Here is a 17,797-nt window from a genome sequence, read left to right as displayed (position 1 = left end):
ACTTTTGTGGCAGTGAGCCTTAAGCTTGGTTTTCAAACCTGGTTACCTTATATTGGATACCTTGCGTTAGTTACCTTGCGAACCGCCTGCTGCTGTACGTGTTGCAGCATCGCCGCTTGGTGTTGCACTAACAAGTGCGGCACTTTCACTAAAGTCTGATGCAACAAAAGTGAATGAACTGCCATCGCCTGCGTACACATCAACTGAATCTACAAACCCAGAACCTGATACTTCAGCTGTGCCTTCGGCGTTAATCATGCCGTCAAATACATAGCTTTGGTCAAGTGAGCCAATTGCTTCAGCTACATCTTCAAGTTCGCTGGTTACCGAGTCACGTAATGTAGATAAACCAATTACAAGTGCCGCTACCATTGAAGTAGAAAGAATGATTAGCTCTGACGTTAGTACAAAACCTTTTTGCTTTTTGCTATTTAAGTTATGTTTAGTAGTTTTCATAATCGTAGCCTTTAAATTAGAAGAGCTTATGCTCACTTTACATATTGCGAGGACCATGCCAGCTATAAATAACTATTAAATACAGTTGGTTATGTTTTTAATGGTTACTGTTTATTAGATGTTTTAATTTTTGATTTGCAAAATGCAAATCAATATTAAAAATATTTTAGATAAATAATGCTAGGTTTACGTTATTGAAAGTATTATTAAAACTGATGGATAGTGTAAGGGGTAAATATTAAAAGCAGTCTTGTGAGGTTACGTATAAAACGTAGGATGAGCGTAAGCTTTACTTGTATTTTTGATAAATAATAAAGTGGTTTTGGCCCTAAATAATGCCAAATTTTAGGTATAAAAAAAGGCCCGAAGGCCTTAAGAATAACAATTACCTAAAACGGAGAGTTTACCGCGCCTAGCAAGTGCTTTTTTATGCGTGGGTTCTGCACGTAAAACTTGCTCATAGTAGCCACAAGCCAATAAATTATTGGTATTAGCTTCTTCAATTAACCCTTTATGGTAAAAATAGGCAGTGCTATTTAAACCAAACTTAACCGAAAGCTCTAAGTAGTTTGAAGCTATAACGTAACTGCCCTGAGCATAATGTATAGAGGCCATTTGCAGGTATGGTGAAGCATGTGTACCAAAAACATCAACGCCGTATTGAGCAATACTTTTTGCTTTAGCTAAATTACCTTGCTCTATTGCTAACGTAACCCCTAAAGTAATTGCATTTAATGGTGGATTAGCTTTATTCAGTAATGTGTTTATAACTTGTTGAGATTGATTAGCACGGCCACTTTTATAAAGTACGTAGGCCGATATTGAAAGTATTGCCTTGTTATCGGGGTGTTCAAGCATTAACTGATTCACCTCATGCACTAGGTTTAAACAGTTACTTGCATTTATACCTTCACACTTTAATGGTTGGGAATTTAATTGGTATTTTTTAACGATGTCACTCAACGCGTTGTAAGGATTTACTGTTGGCTTGTAATCAATATGAGCGCAACCCGATAAAGTAAGCAGTAAAATTATATAAAATATTTTCATAGCCCTTGCTCCTGTATGTAACTAAGTAACTGGGTGTCTATATTTGCCTGCTCCCACGAACGTAAGGTATTAATTGGCTCACGCACCAGGTTTGGAGTAACAACAATAATTAGCTCGCGGTTGTTTTCACTTTTACTGGTTGTTTCGCTTAACTTTCCTAGCATGCTATTGCCGTTGCCATCAGGTACAAAGTCGTGGCTTGCGTTGTTATCGGTGCTAATTAAGCCACCAATAATAAGAGGTTGTCCGTCTTTTAAACGTGTTGATGTTTGCATGCTGCGTGTATTAAATGCACTACTGTTTAAACTGCTGCCTGTACTTTGTGCAATTTCGGCGGTTAACGTGGTATCGGGTAATGAAATTACAGGGTTTAGATCAAGTGTTATTCTGTCTTTGTCGTCAACCATGGCGCGTACATTTAATTCAACTCCAAATGATTTAAATTCTGTACCGCTAAACACCGACCCACTACTACCTTGCTGCCCGCTTGTAATTCCTGAAGGGCTATAACTTGTAGGTACAGGTACTTCACCACCGACTTTAAACACGGCACTTTCACCGGCTAAAACCGTGATTGTAGGGCGAGAAAGCGTTCGAGAAATACCTTCTTGTTCAAGTAATGAAAATAGCATATCAATGGCAAACTGTGAGGTAGAAAGCTGTAAGTTATTAGTTAATTGACCGCCAATTAATTGCAGCGCATTTTCTATTGTTGCAGAGCCAGATTCACGATTAGTCATACCGTCACGGCCAAATAAACCCGCTTCTTTTTCATATCCATTAGAGAGCACGCTAATATCTGGGCGCCATTGCTTTAACCTACGTTGATTTACTTCGTATAGCTGCACCGATACACGCACTTGCGGTAAATCTTCAACTTCAATACTCGACAAAACTTTACCGCCAGCCACTGACAGCAACGTTGCTCTTGCAATATTAGAACTCACATTACTTAAATTTAATCCTGAGGTAGCATCATTTATTAAACCGCCTGACTCGTTGGCAAGTACTTCAATACCTGAACTTTTATCCTGCGTTGCGCCGCCCATTAAATTATTAGGATCAAGAGGAGAACCCTGAGTTTGTAATGCTTGCTCTGGTTCGAATAATTTATTAATTGTATTTAATAAGCGCACTAGCTCTATCTGGTTTTTTACAGAGCCGGAAAGTAAAAACACATCGTTGTCGTCATTTGATAACTCATCAACCGAGATGCGTTTAATGGTCACTTTATCTGCGCCCATTGATTTTATTACTTCGCTAATACGTTCTTCTTTAGGCTTGGGTGCTTGAGTTACTTTTATTAAATTAATAATAGCGACTTTACTCGAGTTTTGAGAGCTGCCGCCGTTTGCGTTACCCAAGCCTTGCAAGCGTTGAGCAAGTGAATTAAACATACCTTGGTTAGGATTTGAGGTGATAACGGGTTGTGATGCTTGTGAGCTACTGGCATAAAGGTAGTTTTTTGCAGCTTCATAAGCGGCATGACGGTAATTTATTGTTGGTACTTCACCACGTAATACAACAGCATGGCGATCAGGCGCTATGGTTAGCTGTACGTCAGGATGGATGTCGTTTAAGGCATTTTCTAGTACGCTGTAGTCTTCGGTTACGCCAAGTAAAAATGTTTCAGAGCTTTTATCGTCGTACCATACCATCATCGATGTACGGCCTAACTTTTTAGCTAAAATAAGTAGCTCACGCCCATTAACTACGTTCACATCAAGTGTTGTTTCATGGCCAAGTGCAATACGCGAAATATCACGGGTGAACACAAAGCGAGTGTGCGTCCATTTAACTAAATGCGACACTTTTTGTACCCGCTCACCATTTGCATTTTCTATATAATCTAAATGACTTTCACTGCCTACGGCGGTAAAAGGTATCAGTAATAGTATAAAAATAAATTTTAACATAAGCCTTTCCCTCAATTTGCTTAATGTATAGGTAGCAAGTATGAGACCAAGGGTTTTTATGTTTATTATCAGTAGATTGAAGTTTCTAAATGTGGTTTTTGTTATTTTGATTCGCAAATTGCAAATCAATGATTCACACAGGGATTAATAAAGGCGTGAGCTTAAAATGACTATGCGCAGAGCGTGTAAATACACTCTGCGCTAGGGCCTGTTTATCTTTCGAGGTTAATCCTGAAAGGCCTACAGGCACTAGTATTAATTAATGCAATGCCGCAGTAAAAGGAATGCTTTCACAGATTTTCGCTTCAGCTATTAATAGCTCTTCTAGGCGAACATCAACTTCTTCTTTTTCAAAGTATTCGTAAGCGAGTTCTACAAATAGATTTTTATGTTTTTCTTCTGACTTAGCAATAGCAACATAAAAGTCTTTTTCTTTGCCTTCAGGTAATGCTTGGGCAACTAGAGAAAAGCGTTCATGGCCGCGTGCTTCAATTACACCGCCAACCAGTAATCGGTCCATTAAAAAGCCATCGCGTCCGTGTCTAAATAGTGCACGAATTTGTTTTATGTATGGATCTTTTTTGTCGTCACCTAGGTTTACATCGCGTTCTAAAAGTAACTTAAGCACTTGTTTAAAATGTATTAGTTCTTCTAGTGCTAAGTCGGTCATGGCTTTTACTAATTTACGTTTGTCTGGGTAATGCGACAGCATAGACATAGCCATACCGGATGCTTTTTTTTCAGCAGCAGCATGATCTTGTAAAAATGTATTAAAGTCAGCAAGGACAACTTCGGTCCATTCAAATGGGGTGTGGTATTTTAATTCAAACATGTTCTGTACAACTTAAATAATAATGCGGGGATTTTAACGTATTTGATTTAAAAAATCTTGTAAGGCAGTAATTTATCTATGCGCCCTTTAGCCGTAGATTCAACTTTTAACGGGTGTTTAATATCGTTCCATGCGGTGACTTTACCGCCCATATTCATTTTTTCAAAATCAGCTTTGTCACTTTTTAACGCTAAAAAATCGCACAGCTTTTTGTAACTATCAGGCTTTGCTATATCAATAGATAAAAAGTCATGTTCACGGTTATTAAAGTACGTTTGAGCGTCATTAAAATGCTTTTTATAACAATCTGCTAAGTAACTATCGTCATTAATATTATTAAGCGAAAGCTCACTAAACGTATTTAAATAACAGCGTTTTATATGAATATTAAAGCCCCCGTCGCCGCGCGTTAAATTAGTGTGCATACGCGTTAGGAGCTGCTTTATTGATGGCAGCCATGCACTCAATTCGCGTTCTAGGTAAATAAATTTAGAATTTGGGTAATGGATATCAAGCGCTTTAAAATCGTTAAATATGGGAGTGTCGGCAATCGCGTTAGCATTTTCAAAACAGGCATTGGTATAGGCGGTATGCGCTGTTGTAATGCCGAGTTCTAAAAATGCATGGCACACACTGGTTGTGCCGGTACGCGGTAAACCTATTATAAATATTTTGCTCATTAACTTTTCTTTAATTAACCACGTGTCACAAGCATAACAAATGCACTAATAATAATGACTAAAAATGTTGATACAGCACCAATTTGGCGAAATCTCATGTTTTTTTCTACGATGCCTGAATTGTGAAATACACGTCCTATTAATAACATCCCACCTAGTATGTGACAGTAATGACTAGCAAGGCCTTGATACTCTACTAAAAAAAGTAAAATAACAGCAAATGGTACGTACTCCATAAAGTTACCGTGGGCGCGTATTGCACGTTGAAGGCTTGGCTCACCGTTGTCGCCCAATGATACTTTTTGTGCCTGGCGTAATTTTATTACGTTAAAACTTAAATAAACATAGTAAAACGCAAGTAGTGCTGCATAAGTTGAAATGATCACAGTGTTGTCCTGTTATTTTTATCGCATAAATATGCGCTCTATTATTGTGGGCGTGATAATAACATATAAATTTGAGCAGCATTATCAGAAGTTTAATAAATGCCTATGCTAAGCTAGAGGTATTAAGTAAGTAGAAAAATACAAAGGATTTTATGTTTGTACCTCGCAAAGTAGCCGATAGTTACCGTGGAATGATTAACAGTATTGGCTTTTACCCTTCAGTGCTTTCAGTGGGCTTTTTGGTATTCGCCATTATTACTATGTCAGTTGAATATTTAGCCCCTATTGAGCAACTAAAATCGTTTATATCGGTTGTACTCGTTGATAGCGCCGAAAACGCGCGTACTATTTTAAGCACCTTAGCAGGCAGTATTATTTCGCTTACCGTGTTTAGTTTTTCGATGGTAATGGTGGTTTTAAATTCGGCCAGTGCGAGTTTATCGCCTCGCGTAGTGCCAGGGCTTATTACGCGTAAATCACACCAAATGGTTTTGGGCTTTTATTTAGGCAGTATAATTTACTCAATAATTATGCTTATAAATATTAATAAGCTTGAAGGTGGCAGTACGGCTATTCCTTCCATTGGTGTGTTGTTTGCACTTGTTTTTGGCTTGATTTCATTAGGTTTATTTGTGTTTTTTATACATTCAATCTCACGTGCTATTCAGGTTGATAACGTATTAAATGGCTTGTTTAGTCAAACTAAAAACGAAATTAAAACAATTATCCAAAGGCAACAAGAAAACCCAGTTGAAGACTTCCCTGATTTTACCAAGTGGCATTCGGTTAGCAGTAAAACAGAAGGATATTATAAAGGCGTACATACCGATAAGCTGTGTGCCATTTTGGCAGAGCAAGATATAAAGGTTTATATCTCTGTTAACCAAGGCTATTTTACAGTTAAAGGCTATCCGTTTTTAAAATGTAATAAAGATATAGCAAACGATGAAGAGCTGATAAATAAAATTCTCGACTGCTTTATTTTTTATATAGAAGAGTACATTAGCGATCATTATCGTTATGGATTAACACAAATATCAGAGATTGCGGTTAAAGCAATGAGCCCGGGTATCAACGATCCTGGTACTGCGGTTAAATCAATTGATATGCTGAGCATTTTACTTATTCAACGACTTTCAATTAACGATATTAATTACTCGTTTAAGCACAGTGATAAAGGACCATTACTATACCTGCACGAAACAAGCTTTGATGAGTTGCTACACGATAATTTTACACCGCTTCGTAATTACGCCAAAGGCGATGCATACGTAATGACAAACGTGCTTGAGGCATTTAAAAATATTTTGTTTATTGCCCATAAAGATACCGATGCACGCAACAGTTTATTTAATTATTTAAATGCGATTGTTGATGACATTAATGAGCATGTAACTAATGAATACGACAGACGCGAAGTGACTAATATGCTCAACTCTATTGCGCGTATTAGCCAGGAGCAAGGTGAGAAGTTGGTGGCACGTTTTGAGCACCACCAAAAGTAAAGATATCTAACAATTTTAGTCTATGTAATACACAGCATAGCTTGAGGCAGTAACTTTAATCTCTCCAGCATGGTAGGCATCAGGTACATAGTTACTTGGTGCGCTATCAGCCATTATTATTTTTTCTGCACGCATATAAGGCTGCGACTGCACATTGAGTGGACTTAGTGATGCGCTGTACAATCCTTTTAAATCAACGCCATAATCTTCACTAAACTCTTTTGCTGCGTCACGTGCGTCTTTAATTGCTAATTTTTGTGCTTTTTTATGCAGCTCGTTGTAGTTACTTGCTAAAAATTGCGTTTGATTAATTTCGTTAATACCGTTGTTAACTAAGCTTTGTAGTAACTCAGGGTATTTATTTATATCGCTAAGTTTTACCGTTAATGTACGAGAAACCTTAAACCCTTTAAATTCTTGATTACCGGTAGTGCGGTTATATTGGCTATCACGGTTTATTGAGATTTGCCCGGCGTTTATATCTCCCTCTTTAACACCAATTTCTTTTACGAGCTTAATTGCTTTAGCGATGGTTAAGTCGGTTTTATTTTTAGCTGCAATTAAGTCTTTATCAACCTTAGTAATACCTACGCTAAGTTGCACGTAATCTGGCATAGTTGTAAGGGTTGCTTCACCTTTAACATAAATATGAGGAGCATCGGGAGTTGCAGCAGCAAGTGCATCAAAACTAAGTACATTTAAAGCCAGTGCGCTACCTAAAACGAGAGTCAGTGTTTTCATTAAGTCGATCCTTTAATTATGTAAAAGCAAGTAAACACCGTACGTGGTTAATTAAATATGAACAAGCACAAAAAAACAGGCAATTACCTGTTTTTTGTTAAGCGTTGTAACTGTGCCTACAACACTGTTTATTTTAATTACGTATAAACGTTATTAAACACTGCAACGTTTATAGTTACGGTATTTTGGTAACCAGTAATTTTTGTCGATTGCTGCCCATAACGCATCATCAGTAATCTCAAGAGCAACGCCCTCTTCGATTGCTTTTTTAGCAATGGCAAATGCAATACGCTTACTTAGCGTTTCAATTTCAGTTAGTGCTGGTAATAAACTACCTTTACCTGTGTTAGCACGCGGCGATGATTCAGCAAGCATTTCGCTAGACACACTTAACATAGCATCTGTAATGCGTGTCGCCTTAGCGGCAATAACCCCTAAACCAATACCTGGAAAAATATAACTGTTGTTACATTGTGGGATTGGGAAAATTTCACCGTTGTATTCAACCGGATCAAAGGGGCTACCTGTTGCAACAAGTGCCTTACCGTCTGTCCATTTAATAACATCAGCAGGATGTGCTTCTACCTGCTTAGATGGATTACTTAATGGGAAAATAATTGGCTGTTCACAACCGGCGTGCATAGCGCGAATTACTTGTTCGCTAAATAAACCAGGTTGGCCTGAAACACCAATTAAAATGTCTGGCTGTGCACAGTGCATAACATCAAGAAGTGATGCGTATTCACCGCTGTATGTCCACTCACTTAAAGAGCCTTGCGGTTGTGCAAGTGCTTGTTGGAAATCGCGTAAGCCTTCCATACCTTCACTAAGCAAACCAAAACGGTCAACCATAAATACTTGGCTACGTGCCTGTGCTTCACTAATACCTTCAAAAACCATTTGGCTAATGATTTGCTCTGCAATACCACAACCAGCAGAGCCAGCGCCCACAAATACTACTTTTTGTTGGCTTAGGGTTGAATTTTTAATACGACACGCAGCAAGTAAAGACCCTACTGCTACAGCCGCAGTACCTTGAATGTCATCATTAAAGCTACAAATTTCATTGCGGTAGCGCTTAAGTAGTGGCATTGCATTTGGCTGTGCAAAATCTTCAAACTGAAGTAATACATTTGGCCAGCGGCGTTTAACCGCTTTAATGAATAAATCTAAAAACTCATCGTATTCGTCTTGAGCAATACGCTTATGGCGTGCGCCCATGTACATAGGATCGTTTAGAAGCTTTTCGTTATTAGTACCCACATCAAGCATTACAGGTAATGTGTATGCTGGGCTAATGCCACCACATGCAGTGTAAAGTGACAGTTTACCAATTGGGATACCCATGCCACCAATACCCTGATCGCCTAGGCCTAAAATACGCTCGCCATCGGTTACAACAATAACTTTTACTTTGCCTTTAGTCGCATTACGTAAAATGTCGTCAATTTGGTAGCGATCTTCATATGAAATAAATAAACCACGTGCGCTGCGGTAAATGTCTGAGAATTTTTCACAGGCATCACCTACTGTAGGCGTGTAAATGATTGGCATCATTTCTTCAAGATGGTCACGCACTAAACGGTAGTAAAGTGTTTCGTTATTATCTTGAATCGCACGTAAGTAAATATGCTTATTTAGATTGTCGGTAAAGCTAGAGTACTGCTGATAACAACGCTCTACTTGCTCTTCAATTGTTTCAAAGCGAGGAGGAAGTAAACCAGCAAGATTGAAATTTTCGCGTTCTTTTTTACTAAAGGCACTGCCCTTATTTAATAGCGGTGTTTCAATTAGGCCAGGGCCAGAATGATGAATATATAAGTAGTTAGGATCAGTATTAGTTGTCATATTTCCAGGCTTTAACGGAGTCTTAAGTTATGATCTGTCATTATCAGTATTAAAGGTTTAATTGCAACGACAATTAAGCTTGTCAGACCATTGAGAGAAAACACATGCGGGCTTCACTGCCCGCAAGCATATTATACATAATTTAAAATTTGATAGTGGCGTTATTATCAGTTAAATCAGATAACGCAACACCTTCACGGCGCGGATCAGCGCCACCATATAGGGTATTATTTTTAACTTCAACTGCGTGTAAACCCGAGTTTAAGTCAATAATACGTACATTGTGGCCGCGTTTAGTAAGCGCGGGTGCAATGGCTTCAATGGCGGTGCCTTTTTCAAGGCTGGTGTAATCGTTACGATTTGTTGTACGCGGTAAGTTAATGGCGTCTTGCGCTGATAAATTCCAGTCAATAACACCCACTACAACCTGTGCAACGTAATCGATGATACGGCTACCGCCAGGTGAGCCTACAATTAAACGTAAGCTGCCATCTTTATTAAATACCATTACCGGTGACATAGAGCTACGCGGGCGTTTACCAGCCTCTACACGGTTTGCTACAAGCTTGCCGTTTTTACGTGGCGATAACGAAAAGTCAGTTAGTTGGTTATTTAAAATAAAGCCATTAACCATAACCGTAGAGCCAAACGCCATTTCAATTGAACTGGTCATCGACACGGCATTACCTTTACTATCGACAATAGATACGTGCGAGGTAGACGGTAACTCGTATGAGTCATCCATTGCGTAGCTTAAGTAACCTACAGGGTTACCTGCAACGGCTGGTTGGTCTGTTTCGGTAATTAATTTAGCGCGCGAGGCAATGTAATCTTTGTTTAAAAGCTCTTTTGTTGGTACTTGGGTGAAATCAGGATCGCCCATGTACATATCGCGGTCGGCAAATGCAATACGCGATGCTTGGCTAAAGTAATGAATCGCTTTTTCGCCATTTGGCTTAAGTGCACTCATGTCTTTATGCTCAAGTAGACCAAGCATTTGTAGCACCGCTACACCACCACTACTAGGTGGTGCCATTGAACATACGTTGTACGCTCGGTATTGTATACACACAGCGTCGCGCTCTTTGCTTTTGTAATCCCCTAAGTCTTGTACGCTCAACTTACCAGGAGCAATTTTAGAGTGCTGTACGGCGTTAACCATTTGCTTAGCGTTTTCGCCTTTGTAAAACGCATCAATGCCTTGCTTTGCAATGTCTTTGTATAAGTCAGCAAGTGGCTGATTCTTTTTAACACTACCTGCTTCAATTAATTTACCATTTGGGTAAAAATATTCATTAATAATAGGCATACTCAACACGCCTGGGTTTAACTGGCGTGCTAATAAGCCATGTAAACGCGGCGAAATTACAAAGCCTTGCTCTGCAAGCTCAATAGCCGGTTTAAAAAGCTCTTCCCACGGCAATGTACCGTATTGCTTATGGGCGCTTGCAAATGCATGTAAAATACCAGGTACACCAACAGAGCGTCCGCCTACTACTGCTTCAATCCATTTAACGGCTTTACCGTGCTTATCTAAAAACAAGGTTTCATCTGCATTTGCAGGAGCTGTTTCACGGCCATCAAAGCTAGTAAGCTTATTGTTTGCTTTGTTGTAGTACATCATAAATGTACCACCGCCAATACCTGACGACTGCGGCTCAACTAAAGTCAGTACAAGTTGAGTAGCAATAGCTGCATCTACGGCACTGCCGCCTTGGGCTAAAATTTGTTGACCGGCTTTTGAAGCATATGGGTTTGCCGCAGCAACCATGTACTTATTCCCTTGCACCACTTGTTTATGGATTAATCCAGTTGCGGCTTCAGGTTCGCGAGTTTCGATTTGAGTTGGTTGTGCAATAGAAGGCAGCGTTACTGCGCACAGTCCAATGGCAAATAATGAGTTAAGTTTAAAATGCATAAAAATACTAAAAACACTTAATTACGTAGTTGTATTTGGCATCTTAAAGTTAAACGGGCACAATATGCAAAAATTTTGACTAAAAAATTACAATAAAATGCTTAATTTACCTATTCAACCTCGTTATATATTACCGCCTATAATTTTGCTGCTTTTTAGTACCATTTTTGCTGCATTTGATTTAAATAATTTACTTGAATTTAACCGAAGCTTAATTGATGAAGGTGACCTGTGGCGAATTTTCACCAGCCAATTTGTTCATGCTAATTGGGCTCATTTGGGATTAAATGCCAGTGGTGTTTTATTAATATGGCTTTTGCATGGTGAATATACATCCCCTACTCGTTATGCGTTTAATATATGCTTGCTGGCATTATGGTGTGGACTCGGTGTGTATTGGTTTTGCCCAAGCATACATATTTACACTGGGTTAAGTGCTTTACTTCATGGCGTAATTATTTGGGGGGCAGTTAAAGATATAACTGTAGGGCTTAAATCGGGTTATTTATTATTTATAGGCGTATGGATTAAAATAGCGTTTGAGCAATTTAGCGGCCCAAATGCCGATATAGGAAAGCTTATTAACTCCACAGTGGCCATTGATGCACATTTAATTGGCGTTATTGGTGGAACTCTACTTGCCATACCACTGGCTATAGAGCTCTTAAAAAAGCAAAAATAGCGCATAAGCTATTGCTCCTCTAATAAAAACGCCGCGTTAGTTTATTAAACTAACGCGGCGTTTTTGTTTTTATACTTTATTTTAAGAATTAAAGCGTTTCTTTAAATAATTTATGAATACGGCGGTATTCGTCTAACCAGCTTGAAGGCTGTACAAAGCCATGTGGTTCAACTGGGAATATCGCTGTTTCAAAGTTTTGCTTTTCCAGCTCTATTAAGCGCTGTACTAAACGTACTGAATCTTGAAAAAACACGTTATCGTCAACCATGGGGGAGTTAATTAATAAACGCTTGTTTAAACCCTCAGCATAGTAAATTGGCGAGCTACGTTCATAGGCAATCGGGTCAACATCAGGATGGTTTAATATATTAGCTGTGTAACCTGTGTTGTAGTGCGCCCAATCGGTAACAGGGCGAAGTGCTGCACCCGATTGAAATAACTCTGGCGCGGTAAATAAGGCCATAAAAGTCATAAAGCCACCGTAAGATCCGCCATAAGTACCGACTGCTTTAGTATCAACGTTGGCATTTTGAGCCATCCATTTAACACCATCGGCTAAATCTTGTGTTTCAGGCGTGCCCATTTGACGATAAATCGCAGTACGCCAATCACGTCCGTAACCTTTAGACGCACGGTAATCCATATCCATTACTATGTAACCTTCATCAGCGAGCAATGAATGAAACATAAATTCACGAAAATAAACCGAAAACCCCATATGTGAATTTTGTAAGTAGCCTGCGCCGTGGTTAAAAATAACCGCTTTACGGTTTTTGCCTACTTCACCCTCTACGTAATCAGCTGGGTAGTACACTTTTGCGTATATTGGTTGATCAGTATGGCTCGATGGCACGGCTACAATTTTAGGCGCAGTTAGCTTTTTAGCTAAAAACTCATCCGACACTGTATGAGTTAAGCGCGTGGCTTTTGTATTTGCTTTAGCATCTGCTACGTAAAGCTCATTAGGCATGGTAATTGTAGAGTGCTTAAGGAGTAACTTAGTTTCATCTGGGCTTAACGTGTAATCAGTCATGCCATTTAAGTCAGTAACTTGCTCGCTATTACCTGTTTGTGGGTTAACGCGGTAAATTTCGTACAGGCCTGGATGCTCAACATTCGCTTTGTAATAAATTGCGCTGTCGTCGCTGGTAAGCGTTAAGTTAGATACTTCAAATTTACCTTGTGTTAGCGCAGTTGCACTACCGTTTACTGGTTTTTTATAAAGCTGGCTATAACCCGACTCTTCCGATAGATAATAAAGCGTGTTTGAGTTATGCAACCAACCAAAGTCGTTAAATGCATAAGCAATCCATGCATCGTCATGTAGGCGGTGCTGCGAAACAAGTTTGTTGCTTTCAAAATCAACGGTAGCAAGCCAACGATCTTTGTTGTCCCAGGCTTCAAGCATGATAGCAACTTGTGACCCGTCATCGTTCCATACTATTGGGCTTTGCTCAAAACCCCAGTCCATAATAAGGTTAATGCCACGAGGTGCCTTTTTAGACTTATAGGTTTTACCATCACGTGCATAATTTTCTTTTTTAACTGCAGCTAAAACATCTTCATCAAAACCCGGTAAGGTATTAAAGCTAAGTGATGTTTGCTCTTTATTAGTTAAATTGATGTACACAAGCTGTGATGTTTCTTCTTTAGCATCGGCTACACGGCGGCGTGCTTTTTTAGGCTCAATAGTGGCGTCATTTGTAATGTAGTTAGGCATAATATCGCCCTCACCACGCCAATCTGTTTGCTTTTGTACAACAACTAACAGCGCATCACCATTTGGTGAAAGTTGTGCTTCAGATACTTTATTACCGTCACCTAAGTAGTAAGCCGTGTTAGCAATTGAATCGTTTTGTTCATTAATTTGCTCACTGCGCGCTTGCTTATCTTTTTTGTTTTTTTGCTGAAGCGCCACAAATTTAATCAGTTTATGCTGCTCTTTAGCAATATAAGTGCTTGGCTCTTCAATGCCTTTAGGCTCATCGGCAAGCTTTAAGTTAGCAAGCTCAGTCGTTAAACCTGTTTTTAAATCAACTCTAAAAAACACATTGCCTTGGCGATAAACTAAATCGCCATTGTTTAAAAATTGTGGTTTAGATTCGCTTGCTGATGTCGCTGTAATTTGTTTAAGTTCACCCGTTTTTAGGTTTTTAACAAATACATTGCCTTTAAACGTGTAGGCCGCCATTGTTTTATTTTTTGAATAAACAGCTTTATTTGAACCCACAGTATGAAGTTTATTAAGTGCTACCTGCTCTGCTGTTTGGCTAGTAACAGATTGGCTAAATAAATCGCGTAGTGTATTACCTTGCTCTTTTTGAGCATAAATAATAGTAGCCGAATCGCTAGCCCAGTAAGCACTCTCTGGCTGATTACCCATCCAATCTGGATCGGCCATTGCTTGTTCTAGCGTTATTTTTTGTGAGCCGATATCTGCTGGTGTGTTTACAACCGCAGCAATCTTAGTTGCTGGTAATACACTTTGCTGTGTTGAAGAGGTGTTAGCAGTAGCGCTACAACCTGCAAGCATGACACTTGAGGCAACAGCTAAGGCCACTAACGTTTTAGATGAAGAAAAATTAAAAATCATAGTGCTTCTATACGGTTATTATAATTAAGCCGTATTTAAGCAGAAGCACTCAAGTTATTGCAATTTTTTAAGATAAATAGCCATTAAACAGGGTAAAGCTCAGTTTACTAACGCCCCCTTTATTAGTGGACGCTATTCAACTATTAAATCAAGCCACACCAGCCGATGATCGCTTGAAGCGTTTCTGTCCTTAATTAAACGATATTCATCGCTGGTTTTAGTTGGCCAAAACACCCCACCGTCTTTAATTTTTAAGCCATAGTTTGACGGTAGTACGTAATCAACACGTGCTTGCCAATTAGCACTATAATTTTGTGCATAAGGCGCATCATACAGCTCTTTAGCGCCTTCACTTGTTGGAACAAATTGAGCGTTAATAAGTGGATTTTTAAGTATTTGGTCGGTGGTATTTGTACGCGCTTTATCGCCCTCTGGTGCGGCATTTAAATCGCCTAAAATAACAAAACGAGAGTAAGTTTTTAACCCGCCTTTTTCGCCTTTATCATCGTAAATATACTTGGCGTTTGAAACGTAATCAGCAATTAACCTTACTTCATCGTGGTTACGCTTGCCGTTTCTGTCCTCTTCACCATCAAATACAGGCGGTGTTGGGTGAGATGCAATAACATGAATGGTTTTATCATTTACGTTAATAGGTAAATCCCAAAACGATTTAGAGCTGAGCCTTAGTGCTTGCCATTCTTGTTTGCTATACCAGTTTTCGCCTGTTTTAGGCATCACTGGCATTTGTGCATTTGGCATGTCTTTATATTTAAAGGTTTGAAGAGTTCTTACTTTATCAAAATCGATTGGGTATTTTGACAAAATAGCCATACCATAATGGCCTTCAAAAAAGCCAAAGCCTTGTGCATCGCCCATCACGCCATTTTTTTTGCCATCATTATCTAAATCAAACTCGGTGGCTAGGCCTGTATTTACTGGGGCTATATAAGAGTAAGGGTAGTTAATAGCCGCTTGTTTTTGCTGACCTACATTTAAATAATGCTTATTAAAGTATTCAATACCCTGCTCTTTTGGGATGTAATCAAATTCATTAAGTAAAATAATGTCAGGGCGAACACGTTGAATAATTTCGGCTATGTTTTTAATTTGCTGGTGGTTTGCTTTAAGTGCGTTAACTAAAGCATCACTTTTAATTTGCTCACCTTTAGGCGTGTGATTAGTTGCATCCATACTTACATTAAATGTAGCAACACGAAGAGAGTCTGATGCAAATGCACTGTTACTAAAAAAAGTACTAAAAGAAGCGGCAACAAGTAGTGCGCTATAAATTGCTTTAAGTTTCATTAAATAATTTCACTGTAAAATTTTAGACTCAATCATTATTTCACAAACTGGGTATCCACGCGCCTTTTTTAAACATAAAAAAGCCGAGCAAGCTCGGCATTTAATAAAACGAGTATTTAGCCGTTTAATGAAGGATTAAATTAGCTGCCGCTTTTAAAATACCTGGGTAGTCTTGCTCAGGTAAATATTCAGTAAGCTCACCTAATTTATCTGCTAGGTCGTTCATGCTAGTGGCCGATACGTTTATATGGCCCATCTTACGACCTGGCTTTGCAGTTTTACCGTACCAATGGCTAGTCACATCTGCGTATTTTAGTACGTCAGCTGGAATACTAGGTTGCCCTAGTACGTTTATCATCGCGGTAATGTGTTTAAGCTCAGTATTACCAAGTGGTAAACCTGCAACAGCACGCATGTGGTTTTCAAACTGCGAACAGTGACAACCTTGTTGCGTCCAGTGGCCTGAGTTATGTACACGCGGTGCAATTTCGTTAACGAGTAACGTGCCTTGTACATCAAAAAATTCAATAGCGAGTACGCCAACATAGTTAAGTTCGTTTGCTATTTTAGTAAATGCATCGTTTGCTTGAGCTTCAACGCTGTGATTATTTTTACCCGCAATAGAGAGCGTTAACACACCATTTGTGTGCTCGTTTTCTGTTAGCGGATAAATAGCAACATTACCGTGCTTATCGCGCGCACCAATAATAGAGACTTCACGATCAAACGGGATCATTTTTTCAGCAATAATTGTATGTGGCGCAAGCTCTGTGCCTAATGCAATAAAATCAGCCATTTGTGACCAAATTTCGTCTATTTGATTATCTGACTTTAATCGCCATTGTCCTTTTCCATCGTAACCCGCTTGGCATGTTTTAATAACAAGCGGCTTACCTAAGGTTTTAACAGCGTGTTCAAGGTGCGCTTTTTCAGTAATTAATTGATACGGCGCACAAGTTACATTTGTTTTATCAAGCAATGCCTTTTCAAGCGAGCGATCGCCACCGGTTTTAATCGCGGCTTTTCCTGGGTAAAACTTATTACTGTTGCAGCAAAGTGTTAGTACGTCATCAGGAATGTGCTCAAACTCAGCAGTAATTGCATCTGCGTTTGATATTGCTTGCTCAAGTGATGTGGTATAAACCTCGCCAGTTAGCGGGTGCATAATTTGCTTGCTGCCTACATCGTACGCCACTACGTTTAAATTAAGTGGCGCGCCTGCAAGGCTCATCATACGTGCAAGTTGCCCTGCACCTAATATTAAAATATTCATTATTACTCTGCAGGGTTTGGATTAGCTAATATAGTGTCTGTTTGCGCTTTACGGAACGCTTCAATTTTTGCAAAAATTTCTGGATTTTGACATCCTAAAATTTGTGCAGCTAGTAAACCTGCGTTTGCAGCGCCCGGCTCACCAATGGCAAGCGTACCAACAGCAACACCTTTAGGCATTTGGCAAATAGATAAAAGTGAATCAACACCATTTAATGCTTTTGATTTTACAGGTACGCCCAGTACAGGAAGCGATGTAAAAGCAGCAGCCATACCCGGTAAATGCGCAGCGCCGCCAGCGCCTGCAATAATCACTTTAATACCACGTTCTGCGGCTGAACTTGCGTAATCAGCAAGTAATTGAGGAGTGCGGTGTGCAGACACGACTTTAGTTTCGTACTTAATGCCAAAATGCTCTAGCATAAGTGCTGCATGTTCCATGGTTGGCCAATCTGATTTAGAACCCATAATAATGCCAACTGTCATAAATACTCCTCAGTAATGTATTTTTCAAAATAGCGGACTTATGTCCGGTTTTAGGCGGGTATTATACCCAAACGCCGTTTAATTGCGACTCACAAAAACAAAAAAAGCCATGTTTAAACATGGC

15 protein-coding genes are annotated in these 17,797 nt (G+C 39.3%); 2 read left to right on the top strand and 13 right to left on the bottom strand.

Annotation, left to right across the window (positions count from 1 at the left end):
• Nucleotides 1-66: 66 nt before the first annotated feature.
• The 6 genes from GQR55_RS09025 to GQR55_RS09000 all read right to left on the bottom strand — a co-directional run bounded on the left by GQR55_RS09025 (nt 67) and on the right by GQR55_RS09000 (nt 5,320).
• The gene (locus GQR55_RS09025; protein WP_166420317.1) at nt 67-456 is read right to left on the bottom strand and encodes a hypothetical protein; all 390 of its coding nucleotides are present in this window, start codon (nt 454-456) and stop codon (nt 67-69) included.
• A gap of 372 nt (nt 457-828) precedes the next feature.
• Complete coding sequence (locus GQR55_RS09020; RefSeq protein ID WP_165728635.1) at nt 829-1,506, bottom strand: hypothetical protein; 678 nt, start codon at nt 1,504-1,506, stop codon at nt 829-831.
• Nucleotides 1,503-3,422, bottom strand: a complete 1,920-nt coding sequence (locus tag GQR55_RS09015) for a pilus assembly protein N-terminal domain-containing protein (protein WP_166420316.1) — start codon at nt 3,420-3,422, stop codon at nt 1,503-1,505. The genes GQR55_RS09020 and GQR55_RS09015 overlap by 4 nt, the downstream gene beginning before the upstream one ends.
• A 259-nt stretch (nt 3,423-3,681) precedes the next feature.
• The gene (locus GQR55_RS09010) at nt 3,682-4,254 is read right to left on the bottom strand and encodes a tRNA-(ms[2]io[6]A)-hydroxylase (RefSeq protein ID WP_007586685.1); all 573 of its coding nucleotides are present in this window, start codon (nt 4,252-4,254) and stop codon (nt 3,682-3,684) included.
• Nucleotides 4,255-4,301: 47 nt separating this feature from the next.
• Nucleotides 4,302-4,934, bottom strand: coding sequence for a sulfotransferase (locus tag GQR55_RS09005; RefSeq protein ID WP_166420315.1), 633 nt, complete (start codon nt 4,932-4,934; stop codon nt 4,302-4,304).
• 14 nt (nt 4,935-4,948) lie between these two features.
• The gene (locus tag GQR55_RS09000) at nt 4,949-5,320 is read right to left on the bottom strand and encodes an MAPEG family protein (protein WP_166420314.1); all 372 of its coding nucleotides are present in this window, start codon (nt 5,318-5,320) and stop codon (nt 4,949-4,951) included.
• 152 nt (nt 5,321-5,472) lie between these two features.
• Here GQR55_RS09000 and GQR55_RS08995 point away from each other — a divergent pair, with 152 nt between their 5' ends.
• Nucleotides 5,473-6,825 (top strand): DUF2254 domain-containing protein, encoded by a 1,353-nt coding sequence (locus tag GQR55_RS08995; protein WP_166420313.1) that lies wholly within the window; start codon nt 5,473-5,475, stop codon nt 6,823-6,825.
• Between the two features lie 15 nt (nt 6,826-6,840).
• On the opposite strand, the gene GQR55_RS08990 is transcribed toward GQR55_RS08995, so the two are convergent.
• From GQR55_RS08990 to ggt, 3 genes are all read right to left on the bottom strand, one after another.
• Nucleotides 6,841-7,566, bottom strand: coding sequence for an SIMPL domain-containing protein (locus GQR55_RS08990; protein ID WP_166420312.1), 726 nt, complete (start codon nt 7,564-7,566; stop codon nt 6,841-6,843).
• Nucleotides 7,567-7,719: 153 nt separating this feature from the next.
• Entirely contained in the window at nt 7,720-9,414 is a 1,695-nt protein-coding gene (locus GQR55_RS08985; RefSeq protein ID WP_166420311.1) for an NAD-dependent malic enzyme, read from the bottom strand.
• Between the two features lie 142 nt (nt 9,415-9,556).
• Entirely contained in the window at nt 9,557-11,332 is a 1,776-nt protein-coding gene (gene ggt / locus GQR55_RS08980) for a gamma-glutamyltransferase (protein ID WP_166420310.1), read from the bottom strand.
• A gap of 97 nt (nt 11,333-11,429) precedes the next feature.
• Here ggt and rrtA point away from each other — a divergent pair, with 97 nt between their 5' ends.
• Complete coding sequence (gene rrtA / locus GQR55_RS08975) at nt 11,430-12,014, top strand: rhombosortase (RefSeq protein WP_166420309.1); 585 nt, start codon at nt 11,430-11,432, stop codon at nt 12,012-12,014.
• Between the two features lie 88 nt (nt 12,015-12,102).
• Here rrtA and GQR55_RS08970 read toward each other — a convergent pair whose 3' ends face one another.
• The 4 genes from GQR55_RS08970 to purE all read right to left on the bottom strand — a co-directional run bounded on the left by GQR55_RS08970 (nt 12,103) and on the right by purE (nt 17,673).
• Nucleotides 12,103-14,607 (bottom strand): prolyl oligopeptidase family serine peptidase, encoded by a 2,505-nt coding sequence (locus GQR55_RS08970; RefSeq protein WP_166420308.1) that lies wholly within the window; start codon nt 14,605-14,607, stop codon nt 12,103-12,105.
• 132 nt (nt 14,608-14,739) lie between these two features.
• On the bottom strand, nt 14,740-15,915 hold the full coding sequence (locus tag GQR55_RS08965; protein WP_166420307.1) for an endonuclease/exonuclease/phosphatase family protein: 1,176 nt from the start codon (nt 15,913-15,915) through the stop codon (nt 14,740-14,742).
• A 124-nt stretch (nt 15,916-16,039) separates the two neighbouring features.
• Complete coding sequence (locus tag GQR55_RS08960; protein WP_166420306.1) at nt 16,040-17,188, bottom strand: 5-(carboxyamino)imidazole ribonucleotide synthase; 1,149 nt, start codon at nt 17,186-17,188, stop codon at nt 16,040-16,042.
• 2 nt (nt 17,189-17,190) lie between these two features.
• Nucleotides 17,191-17,673 (bottom strand): 5-(carboxyamino)imidazole ribonucleotide mutase, encoded by a 483-nt coding sequence (gene purE, locus GQR55_RS08955; protein ID WP_002962540.1) that lies wholly within the window; start codon nt 17,671-17,673, stop codon nt 17,191-17,193.
• Between the last annotated feature and the right edge of the window lie 124 nt (nt 17,674-17,797).

Source organism: Pseudoalteromonas sp. Z1A8 (assembly GCF_011378855.1).
Lineage (GTDB): Bacteria > Pseudomonadota > Gammaproteobacteria > Enterobacterales > Alteromonadaceae > Pseudoalteromonas.
Note: the sequence above shows the minus strand (reverse complement) of the source record. Positions and strands in the feature narration are given on the sequence as shown.

Coding starts and splice junctions, on each gene's coding strand:
- GQR55_RS09010 (WP_007586685.1), bottom strand. CDS start 4,254: ATGTTTGAATTAAAATACCACACCCCATTTGAATGGACCGAAGTTGTC.
- GQR55_RS09025 (WP_166420317.1), bottom strand. CDS start 456: ATGAAAACTACTAAACATAACTTAAATAGCAAAAAGCAAAAAGGTTTT.
- GQR55_RS08995 (WP_166420313.1), top strand. CDS start 5,473: ATGTTTGTACCTCGCAAAGTAGCCGATAGTTACCGTGGAATGATTAAC.
- purE (WP_002962540.1), bottom strand. CDS start 17,673: ATGACAGTTGGCATTATTATGGGTTCTAAATCAGATTGGCCAACCATG.
- GQR55_RS09020 (WP_165728635.1), bottom strand. CDS start 1,506: ATGAAAATATTTTATATAATTTTACTGCTTACTTTATCGGGTTGCGCT.
- GQR55_RS08965 (WP_166420307.1), bottom strand. CDS start 15,915: ATGAAACTTAAAGCAATTTATAGCGCACTACTTGTTGCCGCTTCTTTT.
- GQR55_RS08970 (WP_166420308.1), bottom strand. CDS start 14,607: ATGATTTTTAATTTTTCTTCATCTAAAACGTTAGTGGCCTTAGCTGTT.
- ggt (WP_166420310.1), bottom strand. CDS start 11,332: ATGCATTTTAAACTTAACTCATTATTTGCCATTGGACTGTGCGCAGTA.
- GQR55_RS08985 (WP_166420311.1), bottom strand. CDS start 9,414: ATGACAACTAATACTGATCCTAACTACTTATATATTCATCATTCTGGC.
- rrtA (WP_166420309.1), top strand. CDS start 11,430: ATGCTTAATTTACCTATTCAACCTCGTTATATATTACCGCCTATAATT.
- GQR55_RS08960 (WP_166420306.1), bottom strand. CDS start 17,188: ATGAATATTTTAATATTAGGTGCAGGGCAACTTGCACGTATGATGAGC.
- GQR55_RS09015 (WP_166420316.1), bottom strand. CDS start 3,422: ATGTTAAAATTTATTTTTATACTATTACTGATACCTTTTACCGCCGTA.
- GQR55_RS08990 (WP_166420312.1), bottom strand. CDS start 7,566: ATGAAAACACTGACTCTCGTTTTAGGTAGCGCACTGGCTTTAAATGTA.
- GQR55_RS09005 (WP_166420315.1), bottom strand. CDS start 4,934: ATGAGCAAAATATTTATAATAGGTTTACCGCGTACCGGCACAACCAGT.